Consider the following 16,068-nt stretch of genomic DNA (forward strand, 5'->3'; position numbering starts at 1 on the left):
ACCGGGCGTTAGGGTGGCCTCGTGCCGGATTCCGTGTTGGTCAGCGTCGACGATCACATCGCAGTCATCACCGTCAACGATCCCGATCGCCGCAACGCGGTGACGTTCGAGATGTCGGCGGCGCTACGCGCAGCCGTCGAGGCTGCCGAGGCCGACCCCGATGTGCACGCCGTGATCGTCACCGGTGCGGGCAAGGCGTTCTGCGCCGGTGCCGACCTGACCGCGCTGGGCGAAGCCACCGAGGACGGGCTGCGCAAGATCTACGACGGGTTCCTCGCAGTCGCGCATTGCACACTCCCGACCATCGCCGCGGTCAACGGCGCTGCCGTCGGCGCGGGCCTGAACCTGGCGTTGGCCGCCGACGTGCGTATCGCCGGCCCGGCCGCGCTGTTCGATCCGCGGTTCCAGAAGCTCGGCATCCATCCCGGCGGCGGCGCCACCTGGATGCTGCAGCGCGCCGTCGGCCCGCAGGTGGCCCGGGCCGCCCTGTTGTTCGGCATGCGATTCGACGCCGAATCCGCAGTGCACCACGGGTTGGCGCTGTCGGTCGCCGAGGATCCGGTGGGTGCCGCGCGCATGCTCGCCGCAGGCCCCGCCGCCGCTCCCCGTGACGTGGTCATCGCCACGAAGGCATCGATGCGGGCCACCGCCAACCCCGGCGCGATCGACAACGAACAGCACGCGGTCGCCGTCGACATCGAGCTCGGCCCACAGGCCCGCTCCATCGAATCCCCGGAATTCGCAGCACGTTTGGCCGCCGCGAAGCGCAAGTAGCCGCCGTCGGCTTTACAAGTCGACCAGGGCCGACTCGGGCGTCTCGATCAATGAACGCAGGTCACCCAGGAACGCTCCGGCCTGGGCACCGTCGACGACACGATGATCGAAGACACAGGTCAACGACATCGTGGGACGGGCCACCACCGCGCCGTCGACCACGACCGGTCGCTGCTTGATCGACCCCATCCCGAGAATGGCGGCCTCCGGATAGTTGATCACCGGGACGCCGTCGTCCAGACCCAGCGCACCGAAGTTCGACACCGTGAAGGTCGATCCACTCAGCTCGGCCGGGCTGAGCGTCCCGGCTCGCGCCTGCTCGATCAGCCGGGCCACCTCTGCGGCCAGGGCGCGGGTCGTCATCGATTGCGCGTCACGGACCACGGGGACCAGCAGTCCGCGCGGCGCGGCCACCCCGAAACCCAGGTGCACGGCCGGATGCCGGTGAATCTGTGGACCTTCGGCGGTTTCGATCCAGGTGGAATTCACCAGCTGATGCCGCCCGAGCGCCAGGACGAGTAGCCGCAGTGTCAGGACGAACGGCGTGGCGGGAAGCTCGGCATCCGTGGCCTTGATGTGGTCACGCAGCCGCAACAACGCAGAGCAGTCCACGTCTACCCGAGCATGCGCGTCCGGTATTTCCCTGCGTGACAATGACATTCGTCGTGCCATCGCGGCCTGCACGCCGCCGACATCAATGATGTCCGAAGTGCCGGCTGCCGCCATGACATCGGCGCGCGTGACGATGCCCTCGGGCCCGGATCCGGGCGCCAACTTCTGAAGGTCGACGTGCAGGTCGGCCGCCAGTTTGCGTACCGGCGGTTTGGCCCGCGCCCGTGACCCCTCCGAAGCCGGTGCCCGCCTGCTGACATCCATGGTGTCGTCGGCGCCGTACCCTACCAACACCGACTTGCGGGGCGTCGCACCATTTTTCGCGTTCCCGGTCGACGGCGCAGCCGGTTCGCTGATGTCGAATCTGACCAGCAGCGACCCGACGGACAAGGTGTCCCCCGCCTTGCCCCCGAGCTCGAGCACCTGGCCGGCGAACGGGCTGGGTATTTCCACCTCCGCCTTGTTGGTCTCGACCGTACACAGGGTCTGATTGAGCTCGACGGTGTCGCCCACGGCAACACTCCAGCTGGTGACCGTGGCGTCCTGCAGCCCCTCACCGAGATCGGGGACCAGGAACTCCCGGTTCATGGCTGCACCATCGCGCGCTCGACACAGTCGAGCAGGCGATCGACACCGGGCAGCCACACCTTCTCCAGCCGAGCCGGCGGGTAGGGAGTGTCAAAACCGGTGGCACGCAACACCGGCGCCTCAAGATCGTAGAAGCACTCCTCGGAGATCCGAGCGGCCAACTCGGCCCCGAAGCCCAGGGTCCGAGGCCCCTCGTGCATGACGACGGCTCGTCCGGTGCGCTGCACGGACGCGGCGACCGTATCGAAATCGAGCGGGTTGAGTGAGCGCAGATCGACAACCTCGAGGCTCCACCCCCGCTCGGCGGCCAGGTCGGCAGCGTTGAGCGCAGTGGGCACCAGCCCGCCGTAGGTGATGACGGTGACATCGGTCCCGTTGCGGCGCACCATCGCCCGTCCGATCGGCGGAGCCGGAGCGCTGGTGTCGACCAGTTCGCGCGCCCAGTAGCGCCGCTTGGGCTCCAGGAATATGACCGGGTCGGCGCTGCTGATCGCATACCGCAGCAGCCAGTAGGCGTCGGACGGCGTGGCCGGTACGACCACCTTGAGGCCCGCCGTGTGCAACCAGTACGACTCGGTGGACTCTGAATGGTGTTCAACCGCACCGATGCCACCGAACGACGGAATCCGCACCGTCACAGGCATGTTGATGTCGCCGTGGGTCCGCATACGGTACTTGGCCAGGTGACTGACGATCTGGTCGAAGGCCGGGTAGCTGAACCCGTCGAACTGGATCTCCGGCACCGGCGAGAACCCGCGAATCGCCAGACCGATCGCCACACCGATGATCGCCGATTCGGCCAGCGGCGTGTCGAAACACCTTTCGGCACCGAAGGTCTCGGCCAGGCCCTCGGTCACCCGGAAGACCCCGCCGAGAGTGGCGACATCTTCACCGAACACCAGCACGTGATCGTCGGCGGCCATCGCATCGTGCAGCGCCTGGTTGATTGCGGCCACCATGGTCAGCTCGGTGGCCGCCGGCGGTGCCGGCAATCCAGCCTGCGCCGGCGGTGCCGGCAATCCAACCGGAGTCAGTATCGGTTCCCACGGCTCCGGGGAATCACCTTGGGCTGCGGGCCGGTCGATGATCTGGGTCATCACGCCTCCTTGGCCAGTTCCGCCGACAACTCATCGCGCTGACGCGCCAGATCCGGGGTGATCTCGGCGTACACGGTGTCGAACAGCTCGACCGGATCGGGGTCTGTCGCCCCGACGAGCGAGTCACGTAGCTCGGTGCACAACCGCCGCGACCGCGTGGTGACGCGGTGCTCCAGTCGCTCATCGAGCACGCCGGCGTTCTGCAGGTACGTGCGGTACCGCTCGATCGGGTCGCGGGCCAGCCACTCGTCGACCTCATCGACCGACCGGTAGCGATTGGGATCGTCGGAGGTGGTGTGGGGGCCCATCCGGTAGGTGACGGCCTCGATCAACGTGGGGCCGGCGCCCGCGCGGGCCCGGTCGGCGGCCTCTGCCATCACGCCATAGCAGGCGAGGACATCGTTGCCGTCGACTCGGATACCCGGCATGCCGTAGCCGATCGCCCGGTGCGCGATCGACGGACCGGCGTGCTGCTTGCTCACCGGCACCGAGATCGCCCATTGGTTGTTCTGCACGAAGAACACGCAGGGCGCCCCGAACACCGATGCCAGGTTGAGCGCCTCGTGCGCATCACCCTCGCTGGTGGCGCCGTCACCCAGGAAGGCCACCGTCACGGAACCGTCGTCGAGACGTTGCGCGGCCATCGCCGCGCCGACGGCATGCAGTGCCTGGGTGGCGATCGGAATCGCGATCGGAGCGACGCAACGGCTGGTGAACTCACGGCCACCGTGCCATTGACCCCGCCACACCGCACCCATCTGGCCCGGGGTGATCCCGCGCAACAGGTACGCGCCGATCTCCCGGTACTGCGGGAACAGCCAGTCGGTCTTCCGGAGGCAGGCGGTCGCCCCGATCTGGGCCGCCTCCTGACCGCGGCAGGAGGCGTACAGCGCCAGCTCGCCCTGGCGTTGCAGGTTGATGAACTCGGTGTCCAGGTCGCGCGTGACGACCATGGACTCGTAGAGCCAGGCCAGAGTTTCGTGGGGAAGGTCGCGGCTGTAGCGAGTCTCTGTGGTGGGTGACCCGTCGGCGGCCACCAAACACACCGGATCGAGATCGACACTGGGATGTGCCGGGGCCGGCCCTGCAAACGACTCAGCCATACCGCCTCCTTCTCTGGTGGCGGCATGTTGCGCCGCCGCTCCATGAGGTGCTCAGGGCAGCGGCGGTACGTGCAAAACCCCTGGTGAGAGGCCTCCGGCTAGGTACCTGGGTATGGCGCTAGCCGGACGATCCGCTCGGCCCGTCGCAGCACTGGGGCATATCGCCATTATGCGCCAGAACCGGACGTAGCTACCGTCACTGCAGGTAACGGATTGGAGGCGTGTCGGATCCGACCGGACCGCGGACCAGGTCAGCTGCGCGGCGCCAGCGCGACGATTCGCTCGGCGCGCCGCAGAACCGGGGCGTCGACCATCAGGCCGTCGTGCTGAAAGACACCACGTTCATCTGCGACCCGGTCGAGCACGGCGCGCGCCCAGGCGATCTGCTCATCGGTCGGCGCGTAGGCAGACCGGATGACGGCGACCTGCGTGGGGTGGATCGCCACTTTGGCGTCGAAACCGACCGCGACCGCATCGTCGGACTCCGCCCGCAAGCCGTCGAGATCCTTGATGTCGAGATACACCGAATCCAGCGCCAGCTTCCCGTAGGCCTTGGCCGCCAGCAGGGTCTGCGACCGCACGTGCTGGGCAACGTCACGATAGGTGCCGTCAGGCCGGCGGTTGGCGGTACCACCGGTGACCGCGAACAGATCCTCGGCTCCCCACATCACCGCGAAGGCGTTGTCCGGCTGCACCAGCTCCACGACGTTCAGCGCAGCCAGCGGGGTCTCGATCAGCACCACGACATCCAGTGGCGCCAACGCCTGTACCTGCTCAGCATGTTCGGTCTTGGCCAGCATCACGGTGGTGTAATCGGTGGCCGTGACCGCCTTCAGGTCAAGATCGTGGTCGGCCGTACCGGTCGGATTGATCCTCACCACCGTGCGGGCCGGATCGAGCCGGGTCTCGATCAGGGCCTGGCGGGCGGCCGGACGGTCCTTGGCCGCGCACCCGTCCTCCAAATCGAGAATCACCACATCGGCTGCTGCCGCGGCCTTTTCGAAGCGCTCGGGCCGGTCGGCCGGGCAGAACAGCCAGCCTGGTCCGGTTGTCTGCAGGGCCATTACGCTTCCCCTTCCGGACGCATCCGCACCATCGTCTTGCGCGACGCGGTCGCCACGATGTCGCCGTGCTGGTTGCGGCCGGTGTGGGCGAAGGTCACGATGCCCTCGCCCGGCCGGCTCTTGGATGCCCGCTTCTCGGTGATCTCGGTTTCGGCATACAGCGTGTCGCCGTGGAAAAGCGGTTTCGGGAAGGCGATCTCGGAGAATCCGAGATTGCCGACGATGGTGCCCTGCGTCAGCTGTGCCACCGACAGGCCGACGAGTGTCGACAGCGTGAACATCGAATTGACCAACCGCGCGTTGAACGGTGGCAGAGCATCGGCGAACGCCGCATCCAGGTGCAGCGCCTGGGTGTTCATGGTCAACGTGGTGAACAGCACGTTGTCGGCCTCGGTGATGGTGCGCCCGGGACGGTGCAGGTAGCGCACGCCGATCTCGAACTCCTCGAACCAGAGGCCCCGCTGCTCGATTACCTTCTGCTCAGCGGTCACAGACCCGCCTCCCGCGCGATCAGCATCAGCTGCACTTCCGTTGTCCCCTCGCCGATTTCGAGAATCTTGCTGTCCCGGTAATGCCGCGCCACCGGGTATTCGTTCATGAATCCGTAGCCGCCGAAGATCTGGGTGGCATCGCGGGCGTTGTCCATCGCGGCCTCACTGGAGACCAGCTTGGCCACCGAGGCCGCCTTTTTGAAAGGCTTGCCGGAGAGCATCAGCGCGGCCGCGTCGTAGTAGGTGGCGCGGGCCGTGTGGGCACGGGCCTCCATTCGGGCGATCTTGAAGGCGATGGCCTGATAGGTGCCGATGGCCGCGCCGAAGGCCTGACGTTCCTTGGCGTACTTCACACATTCGTCCACACAGCCCTGCGCGACGCCGACCGACAATGCCGCGATGGCAATGCGGCCCTCGTCGAGGATGCGCAGGAAGTTGGCGTAGCCGCGGCCTCGTTCACCGAGCAGGTTCTCGGCGGGTACGCGCACATCGTCGAAGCTCAGCGGGTGGGTGTCCGAGGCGTTCCAGCCGACCTTGTTGTAGGCCGGTTCGGCGGTGAATCCGTCGGTGGGCACCGGCACCAGGATCGACGAGATCTCCTTCTTGCCGCCCGCCTCCCCGGTGACCGCCGTGACCGTCACCAGCTTGGTGATGTCAGTGCCGGAGTTGGTGATGAACTGCTTGGAGCCATTAATAATCCACGTTGATCCATCCATCTTCGCGGTGGTCTTGGTGGCGCCGGCGTCGCTGCCACCGCCCGCTTCTGTCAGCCCGAACGCACCGAGGGCCTTGCCACTGGCGAGCAGCGGCAGCCACTCCTGCTTCTGGGCGTCGTTTCCGAAGCGGTAGATCGGCATGGCGCCCAGCGACACCCCGGCCTCCAACGTGATGGCCACGCTCTGGTCGACCTTGCCGAGCTCTTCGAGGGCCAGGCACAGCGCGAAGTAGTCGCCACCCATGCCGCCGTACTCCTCGGGGAAGGGCAGACCGAACAGCCCCATGTCGGCCATGCCGTCCACGACCTCGTAGGGGAAGGAATGTTCCTCGTCGTGTTTGGCGGCCACCGGGGCGACGACGCTCTGGGCGAAGTCGCGGACGGTCTTGGCCAGCTGTGCATAGTGATCCGGCAGGTTGCCGGTCGACAGAAAGTCCGTCATTGCTCGTTCTCCTGTGTGTGAGCGGTGATTCGGGCCAGCGGCTGACCCACCTTGACCTGGTCGCCGACGGCGACGAGTAGTTCGGCCACACCGTCGGTCGGTGCGGTCAGGGCATGCTCCATCTTCATCGCCTCGACGGTGACCACCATGGCGCCGGTCGTCACCTCGGTGCCGGTCGCGACTCCCACGGCGACAACCGATCCCGGCATGGGGCTGACGAGTTCGGCATCACCGCTGTGCTCGTCGTCCGGTCGCACGGGCGCCTCGCGGACCTCCTCGACGGCATAGCTGCGTCCGCCACCCGAGAGCCAGAGTTGGCCGGTCCCCCCGCTCAACTGCGCGGCGACCAGATATTCGGTACGCATGCCGTCGAGCGTGACGGTGAACTGATCGCCGGTGAAAGCCGCACTCACAGTGTGGGTGTCGCCGTTCTCGACGATCGCGGTGGCCTGACTCGGGATGCCGGTGAGGTACACGTGATCGGTGCGGTCGGCGGCGCGCAGCCGGAATGCGGCCGCAGCACGCTCCCCTACCCGCCAGCCGGTTGGCCGGGCCCACAGGTTGTCGCCTGCTTCGGTCCAGTCGCTTGCCCACAGATAGGCTGCCGCGGCGATCAGCTCGGCGTCCCCGACCTCCTCGGGCGTGAAATCCGGGGCCCGACGGTCCAGCAGGCCGGTATCCAGCCGGCCCGCGGCCACATCCGGATCGGCCAGCAGGAAGCGCAGGAATTCGGTATTGGTGGTCAGGCCCAGTACCGCGGTATCGGCCAACGCACGATCCAGCTTGTGCAGGGCCGCAGTGCGATCGGCGCCGTAGGCGATGACCTTCGACAGCATCGGGTCGTAGTCGCTGCCGACAACGGTGCCCGCGGCGAGGCCGGAATCCACCCGCACGCCCGGCCCACTCGGCTCACGCAACCCGAGCACCGGTCCGCCCGTGGGCAGGAAGCCGTTGGCCGGGTCCTCGGCGTACACCCGTGCTTCGATGGCGTGTCCGGTCATGACGATGTCGTCCTGGCCGACCGCGAGTTTGTCGCCGGCAGCGATGCGGACCTGCTGCTCCACCAGGTCGACACCGGTCATCATCTCGGTGACCGGGTGCTCGACCTGCAGCCGGGTGTTCATCTCCATGAAGAAGAACTCGTCGGGCGCATCGGCGGACACGATGAACTCCACCGTGCCGGCACCCGTGTAGTCGACACTACGCGCGGTATCGCATGCGGCCGCACCGATGCGGGCCCGCGTGACCGGATCCAGCAGAGGCGACGGCGCCTCTTCGATGACCTTCTGATGCCTGCGCTGCAGGCTGCATTCCCGCTCGCCCAGATGGATGACGTTGCCGTGACCATCGGCCAGCACCTGCACCTCGATATGGCGGGGCCGCAACACAAATCGTTCCAAGAAAAGCGTGTCGTCGCCGAATGCGGCGGCCGCCTCGCGGCGCGCGCTGGTCAACGCGGCAGGAAGGTCACCAGCCTGCTCCACCACCCGCATGCCCTTGCCGCCGCCGCCTGCCGACGGTTTGACCAGAACCGGGAAGCCGACCTCGGGCGCACCCGCGATCAGGTCATCGTCGGTCAGTCCTGGACGCGATATTCCGGGGACCACGGGAACCCCGAACGCGGACACCGCGGCCTTGGCCGCGATCTTGTCGCCCATGGTGGCGATCGCCGTCGCAGGCGGTCCGATGAACACGATGCCCGCGGCCTGCAGTGCGGAGGCGAATTCGGCGTTCTCTGACAGGAATCCGTAACCCGGATGGACAGCCTGCGCCCCGGTACGCCGCGCGGCAGCCACCACAGCGTCGATGTCGAGGTAGCTCTGCCGGGCCGGGGCCGGCCCCAGCCGGACAGCCACATCCGCCTCTGAGACGTGCCGCGCGCCGGCGTCGGCGTCGCTGAACACGGCCACCGAACGGATCCCCATGGCACGCAGGGTGCGGATGACGCGGACCGCGATCTCGCCGCGGTTCGCGACGAGGACTGTATGGAACATCGTTGCGCTCATCATCACATCCGGAATACGCCGTAGGAGACCGGCTCCAGCGGAGCCTGGCCGACAACCGAAAGGGCCAGTCCGAGAACGGTCCTGGTGTCCGCCGGGTCGATCACCCCGTCGTCCCAGAGCCGTGCCGTCGAATAGTAGGGGTTGCCCTGGTGCTCGTACTGGGCGCGGATCGGCGCCTTGAACTGTTCTTCCTCCTCGGCGCTCATGTCGCCGCGCACGGTGGCCAGAACAGACGCGGCTTGTTCGCCACCCATCACCGAGATCCGCGCATTGGGCCACATCCACAGGAACCGGGGCGAATAGGCGCGTCCGCACATGGAGTAGTTGCCCGCGCCGTACGAGCCGCCGATCACCACCGTCAGCTTCGGCACCCGGGCGCAGGCCACCGCGGTGACCATCTTGGCGCCGTGCTTGGCGATGCCCGATGCCTCGTAGTCGCGGCCGACCATGAATCCGGCGATGTTCTGCAGGAACAGCAGCGGGGTTTTGCGCTTGTCGCACAGCTCGATGAAATGCGCTCCCTTGAGCGCTGATTCACCGAACAGCACACCGTTGTTGGCGACGATGCCGACCGGGTGGCCGTGGATGCGGGCGAAGCCGGTGACCAGGGTGGTGCCGTACTCGGCCTTGAATTCGCTGAACTCGCCGCCATCGACGATGCGGGTGATCACCTCGTGCACGTCGTACGGCACCCGGGCGTCCACCGGTACCACGTCGTAGAGCTCGATCTGGTCGGCGACGGCATCCACGGTGGGCGCCACGGCCCACGGCGGGGCCTCGGGCGGCCCCAGGGTGGCGACGATGTTGCGCACGATCCGCAGTGCATCGCGGTCGTCGTGGGCCAGGTGGTCGGTGACGCCGGAGGTCTTGGAATGCAGGTCGCCTCCGCCGAGGTCTTCGGCGGTGACGACCTCACCGGTGGCGGCCTTCACCAGCGGCGGCCCGCCGAGGAAGATCGTGCCCTGGTTGCGCACGATGACGGCCTCGTCGCTCATCGCGGGCACATAGGCGCCGCCCGCGGTGCACGAGCCGAGCACCGCGGCGATCTGCGCGATGCCCTGCGCACTCATGGTGGCCTGGTTGTAGAAGATGCGACCGAAGTGCTCGCGATCGGGGAACACCTCATCCTGACGCGGCAGGAAAGCACCGCCGGAGTCGACCAGGTAGATGCACGGCAGCTTGTTTTGCAGCGCGATTTCCTGTGCGCGCAGGTGCTTCTTGACCGTCACCGGGTAGTAGGTGCCGCCCTTGACGGTGGCGTCGTTGGCGACGATCAGGCACTCCCGGCCCGACACCCGACCGATGCCCGCGATCATTCCTGCCCCGGGACATTCGTCGTCGTACATCCCGTCGGCGGCCAGCGCGGCGATCTCGAGGAACGGGCTGCCCGGGTCCAGCAGGCCGTTGACGCGGTCGCGCGGCAGCAACTTGCCCCGGTCGACGTGACGTTGGCGGGCCCGTTCGGGGCCGCCGAGGGCGGCGGTGGCGAGCTTGGCGCGCAACTGCCCAACCAGCGCCAGATGTTCGTCGCGGTGCGATGACAAGGCGGCTCCCATTTGAGTTAATGACAACTAACTCGTGATAGGTTAGTTTTCATTAACTGAGTTGTCTACCCTCCGGAGACGCAATGTCCGACAGCGCCGTCACGCGCCGCAGTCAGGCCAAGTCCGATCGACGCGGCCAGCTGATCGCTGCCGCCGAACGGCTTGTGGCCGAGCGCGGTTACCTCGCGGTGCGGCTGGAGGACATCGGCTCGGCAGTCGGGATCAGTGGCCCTGCCATCTACCGGCACTTCCCCAACAAGGAAGCCCTTCTGGTCGAACTGCTCGTCGGCATCAGTACCCGCCTGCTCGCCGGGGCACAGGACGTCGTCTCCCGGACCGACGACGCCGCCGAATCTCTCAACGGTCTGGTGGACTTCCACCTCGACTTCGTCTTCGGCGAATCCGATCTGATCCGCATCCAGGACCGGGACCTGGCCCACCTGCCAGACGCCGCCAGGCGGCAGGTACGCCGTGCCCAGCGTCAGTACGTGGAGATCTGGGTGACGGTCCTGACCCGGCTCAATCCGGACCTGGCCGAGGACGATGCCCGCGTGATGGCCCATGCCGCGTTCGGCCTGCTGAACTCCACCCCGCACATCGTGAGACCCGCAGTGCCCAAGGCACATTCACGGACCGTGTTGCGCAAGATGACGCTCGCGGCGCTCACTGCCGGCTAGACGCCGAACGCCTTGGACAACCACCGGGCCGCAGCATCGACCAATACCGCACGGTTCTCCCGCTTGGCGATCTCGTGCCCGTCGTCGTCGAAGATCAACAGCTCCACGGTGCGCCCCAGCGCCTCCAGCGCTTCGAACATCTGACGCGACTCATCGGGCGGCACATTGGTGTCGTTGCCGCCGTGCACCAGAAGCAGCGGGGCGATCACCGCCTCCGCCCGCGGCAACGGCGAAAGACGTTCCAGCAGGTCATGATCCGCGACCGGATGGCCGTACTCGGGATACGATGCCGCCGCGATCCACGGCTCCGTGGTGCGGTAGAAGGTGTTCAGGTCACTCATCCCGCAGATGCTGATGCCCGCCACGAACAGCTCCGGATGAAAGGCCAACGCCGCCTGGGTCAGGTAACCGCCGTACGACCACCCGCTACACGCCAACCGGTCAGGAGCCGCGATACCGCGGTCCACCAGATACTGCGCGCAATCGGCGACGTCGTCGATGGCGGCGAACCGCAACTCCTTGTCATCGGCGTGCACGAAGGACCGGCCGAACCCGCCCGACCCGCGCACATTCGGCATCAACACCGCGAAACCCGCATCCACCAGAGCCGGGAAGATCTCGTTGTATTCGGGACGGGCCTGCCCCTCCGGACCACCGTGCAGGAACATCACCGCCCCCACCGTCTCGCGCTGCGGGCGGTACAACCAGGCGGTGAGCTCCAGGCCGTCACGCGCGGTGATCCGCTCCAGCGTCGGCGCGGCGGTGAGCGGCCCGCGGCTGGGTTCCCTGTCGACCCGCTCCCACTCCAGCGACCGCGGATCGACGAGTTCGACGGTGCGCGGCAGCGACGGGCCCTGCACGGTCAACGCGACCATGGATCCGCCCGCACTGATACTCAGTTCACTGGCCATCGGACCGGGCAGCGGGATTGGCACCGACAACGTCTCGTCGACGTGCTGCAGAATCTGCAATTCGCTGCAGCCGTCGATGTTCCACAACAGCGCGACCGTCGACAGGTCGTCGCTGACCACGAACTCGTCGAGGTCATACCCCGGCCGCTCGGCGACCACGTGATAGGAGACGCCGTCGGCGGTGACGGTCACCTCCAGCAGGCGGGCGTACGCGGCGCCGTTGTCGCTGCGGATCAACGCCCGCACATAGCCTTCGGTGCTGCCGGGCCCGTAATTACTGGCCGGGTGATACAGCGTGGTCTCCCCGGACAGGCCGCTACGCAACCGGCGTGGGGCGTGATCGTCGAGGATCACCCCGGCATCGGTGACCGAACCGGGATCGGCTGGTAACAGAGCGATTTCGGTGCGCCCCCACAGCATGATGAGGTCCTGGTACCCGCGCGGGCCGACCCGCACCAGTGCGGCACCTGCCCATGCGTCGACCAGCCGACCGCCCGAGCGACGGTCGAGCACCAGGGTGTCGCCGGTGGCGGGATCGATCAGACACGAGCTGCCGACACCGTCCTCTCCGGTGAGGATCGCCGCGACTTGAGTGCCGTCCCAACTGATCAGTTCCGCAGTGCCCTCAGCGGTGTCGGCCGGCCAACGGTCGATCCGGCGCGCATCACGGTCGTCGGGATCGGTGGTCACCACCCAGATCTGAGTGCGGGTACCGCCTTCCGGCGCCACCTGGCAGGCCAGCCAGTGCCCGTCTGCGGAATGGATGACCTTCGTCACGGGGCCGGCCACGGGCAGCTCGACGTCACGCGAAGAGCTGGCCCGCCACCCGCGCAGGAACCGCTGCACCGCGCGGGGGTAGCCGCCGTCGTCGACCAAGTGGGCAAATGCCGTCGCATCCGGCGAGAGGGATGCGCCGTAGTTCACCCGCACATGCCGATCTACGGCCACGTCACGCCCTCCGTCACTTCCGTCGTCCTCTCCAGGATGGTCGCGCTGCCCGGTCGCCGCGACCTCGGTCGCAGCGGACTGAGCATCCGCACAGGTACCCTCGCAGCCATGAGGTGGGAATGACCGATTCACCACGCCGCGACGGGTCCGAGCCGACCCAATCGTTCGGTAGCGGCTACCCCGTGGACTATCCGGATCCGGCGTACTCGAACCAGCCGCCGTATCAGGGTTCGTACCCGGCTGTCCCGGGTGCGGTGCCACAGGCGACCCCGAATCCCACCCAACAGCTGCCGCCCTACCCTCCCTACGCATACGACCCGAATGCAAGCGGGCCGCCGCCGGGCGCCGTACCCCCGGGTGCACCGACCCCGCCTGAGCCCGACAAAGGCGAACCGCGCCTGTGGCTGTGGGTGCTGGCCGCGGTCGCGATCCTGGTGGTCCTGGGCCTGGTCATCGCGCTGGTGATCGCCAACGGTTCGAGCCAGGAGACCGTGGTCGCACCGCCCCCGGTCACCCCGCAGCCTGGCTTCACCACGTCGCCGACGGCGCCCACCACGACCTCGCGCGCACCGCGCCCCATCCCGCCGCCCAACGCCACCTCGCCGACGGAGATCACGCCTGGGCCCACCGAGACCGTCACCTACGAGGTCACCGGTGAGGGCAGGGCCATCAACATCACCTACCTGGACACCGGCAACATGCTGCAGACCGAGTTCAACGTCCCGCTGCCGTGGAGCAAGCAGGTCGAACTCGCCGCGCCCGCGACCGAAACCGCCAGCGTGAGCGTCGTGAACTTCGGGCCCGACGTCGCCTGCACCGTGACGGTGAACGGTTTGCAGACCCAGCATCGCACCGGGTCGGGCATCACGATCTGCGTCGGCACCCCCTAGCCCGGCCCGGTCAGCTCACGGCGTCGTCACGGCCTTCCCGTGCTGCCGGGCGGGTACCCGCACTGCCACCATCCCGGCCAGCCCGAGGACGAGCACGAGCACCAGACCGCCCATTCCGGCCCGGTCGGTGCCGAACAGATCGATGAACATGAAGAACAGCCACGGCGCCAGGAACGACGCCGCACGTCCGACGGTGGTGTAGAGGCCGAACGCGACACCCTCCTTGCCGTCCGCGGTGATCTGCAGCATCAAGTTGCGTGCCGCGGACAGGGTCGGCCCGATGAACAGGCACAGCAGCAGGCCGCACACCCAGAACGCCACCGGCCCTGACAGCACCAGCAGGGACAACCCCACCGCGATCAGGCAGATCAGCGATCCGACGATCACGGGCTTGGAACCCACCCGGTCATCGAGCAGGCCACCGGACACGGCCCCGACCGCCGCCACCACACAGGCACTCATCCCGAACAACAACACGTCGGCCTGCGAGATCCCGTACACATTCACACCCAGCACCGCGCCGAATGCGAAGACCCCCGCCAACCCGTCCCGGAACACCGCGCTGGCCACCAGGTAGTAGACGACGTTGTGGTCACGTTGCCATTCCCCGCGGATCTCGGCCCACAATTTGCGGTAGGCCCCCAGGATCCCGATGCGCTCGGCGGGGACGGCGTCGGTCACCCGCGGCACCACGATGAACATCGGTAGTGCGAACAGCACGAACCACACTGCGGTGAGCAGCATCACCGCGCGCACGTTCTGCCCGTCGTCGGCCGGGATGCCCAGCAGCCCACGGGTCTCCCCATCGCCGGCGATGAAGCCGACGTAGGCCAGCAGCAACAGCACAACGCTGCCCGCATAGCCCAGCGCCAGGCCGAGGCCGGAGGTACGGCCGGACGTCTCGGGAGTGGACAACTGTCGCAACATGGCGTTGTAGGGCACGGTGGCCAGCTCGTTGCACGCGGCGGTGCACGCCAGCAGCACGAGGCCGGGCATCAGGTAGCGGTGATCGTCACGAATCAGGCTCATCGCCGCCGTGAACAGCACGGCCGCACCGGTCATCACGCCCAGCACCTTGCGGCGGCGCTGGGGCGCGTCGACCCAGATGCCGGTGACCGGCGCCAGCAGCGCCACCGCGAGACCGGCGACGGCCATGGCCCGGCCCAGCCAACTGGCCGGCGTGGTGTCGCCCGGGAGGTCCGCCCCGACGCTCCCGGTCAGGTAGACCGAGAACACGAAAGTGATGACGACTGCGTTCAAGCCTGTCGCGCCGCAGTCCCACAATGCCCACGCCAGCACCCTCGCTCGCCCGGGGTTAGTCATGACCGACACCTTATGGGTTCCGGCTCCTTCTAGGATTGGCGCCATGCCAGTACCCGCACCCAGTCCGGATGCCCGCGCCGTCGTCACCGGCGCCTCACAGAACATCGGTGAAGCGTTGGCCACCGAACTCGCTGCCCGCGGCCACAACCTCATCATCACCGCGCGACGGGAGGACGTGCTGACCTCGCTGGCGCAGCGCCTCACCGAGCGCTACGGGGTGATCGTCGAGGTGCGGGCCGTCGACCTCACCGACCCCACCGCCAGGGATACGCTGTGCGCCGAACTCGCCCAGCGCGAGATCTCGATCCTGTGCGCCAACGCGGGCACCGCCACCTTCGGCCCGGTCATCGACCTCGACCCGGCCGGCGAGAAGGCGCAGGTGCAGCTGAACGTGCTCGGCGTGCACGATCTGGTGTTGGCGGTGCTGCCCGGAATGGTCAAACGCGGTTCCGGCGGAATCCTGACCTCCGGATCGGCGGCGGGCAACTCACCGATCCCCAACAACTCCACCTATGCGGCGTCCAAGGCCTTCGCCAACACGTTCAGCGAGTCACTGCGCGGTGAGCTCAAAGGCGCGGGCGTACACGTCACCGTGCTGGCGCCGGGCCCCGTGCGCACCGAGCTGCCCGACGCGACGGAGCAGTCACTGGTCGAACGGCTGATTCCCGACTTCCTCTGGATCTCAACCGAATACACCGCCAAGCTGTCACTGGACGGCCTGGAGAAGAACAAGATGCGCGTGGTTCCCGGGGTCACGTCGAAGGCCATGTCCATGGCCAGCGGCTACGCGCCGCGCTCCATCGTCACCCCGATCGTCGGGGCGGTCTACAAGAAGCTCGGCGGCGGTTAGTTTTCTCGGCGCCGAGTGGCCACTTATCGCACG

At 67.6% G+C, this 16,068-nt stretch carries 14 protein-coding genes; 4 read left to right on the forward strand and 10 right to left on the reverse strand.

Features of this window, described 5'->3' with window-relative positions; genetic code table 11:
* The first annotated feature begins 21 nt into the window (after positions 1-21).
* Positions 22-774, forward strand: coding sequence for an enoyl-CoA hydratase (locus tag QQ25_RS21360; protein ID WP_039322480.1), 753 nt, complete (start codon positions 22-24; stop codon positions 772-774).
* Between the two features lie 12 nt (positions 775-786).
* On the opposite strand, the gene QQ25_RS21365 is transcribed toward QQ25_RS21360, so the two are convergent.
* The 8 genes from QQ25_RS21365 to QQ25_RS21400 all read right to left on the reverse strand — a co-directional run bounded on the left by QQ25_RS21365 (position 787) and on the right by QQ25_RS21400 (position 10,448).
* Complete coding sequence (locus QQ25_RS21365) at positions 787-1,974, reverse strand: dihydrolipoamide acetyltransferase family protein (protein ID WP_039380862.1); 1,188 nt, start codon at positions 1,972-1,974, stop codon at positions 787-789.
* Positions 1,971-3,071 (reverse strand): alpha-ketoacid dehydrogenase subunit beta, encoded by a 1,101-nt coding sequence (locus QQ25_RS21370; RefSeq protein ID WP_039322484.1) that lies wholly within the window; start codon positions 3,069-3,071, stop codon positions 1,971-1,973. Before QQ25_RS21370 ends, QQ25_RS21365 begins: the two co-directional genes overlap by 4 nt.
* Positions 3,071-4,174, reverse strand: coding sequence for a pyruvate dehydrogenase (acetyl-transferring) E1 component subunit alpha (pdhA, locus tag QQ25_RS21375; protein WP_039380864.1), 1,104 nt, complete (start codon positions 4,172-4,174; stop codon positions 3,071-3,073). Before pdhA ends, QQ25_RS21370 begins: the two co-directional genes overlap by 1 nt.
* Before the next feature lie 251 nt (positions 4,175-4,425).
* Complete coding sequence (locus QQ25_RS21380; RefSeq protein ID WP_039380865.1) at positions 4,426-5,238, reverse strand: HpcH/HpaI aldolase/citrate lyase family protein; 813 nt, start codon at positions 5,236-5,238, stop codon at positions 4,426-4,428.
* The gene (locus QQ25_RS21385; protein WP_039380867.1) at positions 5,238-5,729 is read right to left on the reverse strand and encodes a MaoC family dehydratase; all 492 of its coding nucleotides are present in this window, start codon (positions 5,727-5,729) and stop codon (positions 5,238-5,240) included. The genes QQ25_RS21380 and QQ25_RS21385 overlap by 1 nt, the downstream gene beginning before the upstream one ends.
* The gene (locus QQ25_RS21390) at positions 5,726-6,886 is read right to left on the reverse strand and encodes an acyl-CoA dehydrogenase family protein (protein ID WP_039380868.1); all 1,161 of its coding nucleotides are present in this window, start codon (positions 6,884-6,886) and stop codon (positions 5,726-5,728) included. Before QQ25_RS21390 ends, QQ25_RS21385 begins: the two co-directional genes overlap by 4 nt.
* Complete coding sequence (locus QQ25_RS21395; RefSeq protein WP_082017645.1) at positions 6,883-8,880, reverse strand: acetyl/propionyl/methylcrotonyl-CoA carboxylase subunit alpha; 1,998 nt, start codon at positions 8,878-8,880, stop codon at positions 6,883-6,885. Before QQ25_RS21395 ends, QQ25_RS21390 begins: the two co-directional genes overlap by 4 nt.
* A gap of 14 nt (positions 8,881-8,894) precedes the next feature.
* The gene (locus QQ25_RS21400; protein WP_039380870.1) at positions 8,895-10,448 is read right to left on the reverse strand and encodes a carboxyl transferase domain-containing protein; all 1,554 of its coding nucleotides are present in this window, start codon (positions 10,446-10,448) and stop codon (positions 8,895-8,897) included.
* A gap of 71 nt (positions 10,449-10,519) precedes the next feature.
* Between QQ25_RS21400 and QQ25_RS21405 the strand changes: the two genes are divergently transcribed.
* Positions 10,520-11,113 (forward strand): SACE_7040 family transcriptional regulator, encoded by a 594-nt coding sequence (locus QQ25_RS21405; protein WP_039380871.1) that lies wholly within the window; start codon positions 10,520-10,522, stop codon positions 11,111-11,113.
* Here the strand turns inward: QQ25_RS21405 and QQ25_RS21410 are convergent.
* Complete coding sequence (locus QQ25_RS21410; RefSeq protein ID WP_234711949.1) at positions 11,110-12,972, reverse strand: alpha/beta hydrolase family protein; 1,863 nt, start codon at positions 12,970-12,972, stop codon at positions 11,110-11,112. The genes QQ25_RS21405 and QQ25_RS21410 overlap by 4 nt on opposite strands.
* Positions 12,973-13,091: 119 nt before the next feature.
* Here QQ25_RS21410 and QQ25_RS21415 point away from each other — a divergent pair, with 119 nt between their 5' ends.
* A complete protein-coding gene (locus QQ25_RS21415; protein WP_039380873.1) occupies positions 13,092-13,862 on the forward strand; it encodes an MmpS family transport accessory protein in 771 nt (256 codons plus the stop codon).
* Between the two features lie 15 nt (positions 13,863-13,877).
* On the opposite strand, the gene QQ25_RS21420 is transcribed toward QQ25_RS21415, so the two are convergent.
* Positions 13,878-15,185 carry an MFS transporter gene (locus tag QQ25_RS21420; protein ID WP_039322506.1) on the reverse strand — a complete coding sequence of 436 codons (1,308 nt, stop codon included), beginning with the start codon at positions 15,183-15,185 and terminating at the stop codon, positions 13,878-13,880.
* Positions 15,186-15,228: 43 nt separating this feature from the next.
* Between QQ25_RS21420 and cmrA the strand changes: the two genes are divergently transcribed.
* Entirely contained in the window at positions 15,229-16,035 is an 807-nt protein-coding gene (gene cmrA, locus QQ25_RS21425; RefSeq protein WP_039380874.1) for a mycolate reductase, read from the forward strand.
* The last annotated feature ends 33 nt before the right edge of the window (positions 16,036-16,068 follow it).

It is taken from the genome of Mycolicibacterium setense (assembly GCF_000805385.1).
GTDB classification, from domain to species: domain Bacteria; phylum Actinomycetota; class Actinomycetes; order Mycobacteriales; family Mycobacteriaceae; genus Mycobacterium; species Mycobacterium setense.

What these genes read in the sequence shown, in the direction of transcription:
- QQ25_RS21420 (WP_039322506.1), bottom strand. Translation starts at nt 15,185, where the DNA reads ATGACTAACCCCGGGCGAGCGAGGGTGCTGGCGTGGGCATTGTGGGAC.
- QQ25_RS21415 (WP_039380873.1), top strand. Translation starts at nt 13,092, where the DNA reads ATGACCGATTCACCACGCCGCGACGGGTCCGAGCCGACCCAATCGTTC.
- QQ25_RS21365 (WP_039380862.1), bottom strand. Translation starts at nt 1,974, where the DNA reads ATGAACCGGGAGTTCCTGGTCCCCGATCTCGGTGAGGGGCTGCAGGAC.
- QQ25_RS21400 (WP_039380870.1), bottom strand. Translation starts at nt 10,448, where the DNA reads ATGGGAGCCGCCTTGTCATCGCACCGCGACGAACATCTGGCGCTGGTT.
- QQ25_RS21370 (WP_039322484.1), bottom strand. Translation starts at nt 3,071, where the DNA reads ATGACCCAGATCATCGACCGGCCCGCAGCCCAAGGTGATTCCCCGGAG.
- cmrA (WP_039380874.1), top strand. Translation starts at nt 15,229, where the DNA reads ATGCCAGTACCCGCACCCAGTCCGGATGCCCGCGCCGTCGTCACCGGC.
- QQ25_RS21395 (WP_082017645.1), bottom strand. Translation starts at nt 8,880, where the DNA reads ATGTTCCATACAGTCCTCGTCGCGAACCGCGGCGAGATCGCGGTCCGC.
- pdhA (WP_039380864.1), bottom strand. Translation starts at nt 4,174, where the DNA reads ATGGCTGAGTCGTTTGCAGGGCCGGCCCCGGCACATCCCAGTGTCGAT.
- QQ25_RS21380 (WP_039380865.1), bottom strand. Translation starts at nt 5,238, where the DNA reads ATGGCCCTGCAGACAACCGGACCAGGCTGGCTGTTCTGCCCGGCCGAC.
- QQ25_RS21390 (WP_039380868.1), bottom strand. Translation starts at nt 6,886, where the DNA reads ATGACGGACTTTCTGTCGACCGGCAACCTGCCGGATCACTATGCACAG.
- QQ25_RS21405 (WP_039380871.1), top strand. Translation starts at nt 10,520, where the DNA reads ATGTCCGACAGCGCCGTCACGCGCCGCAGTCAGGCCAAGTCCGATCGA.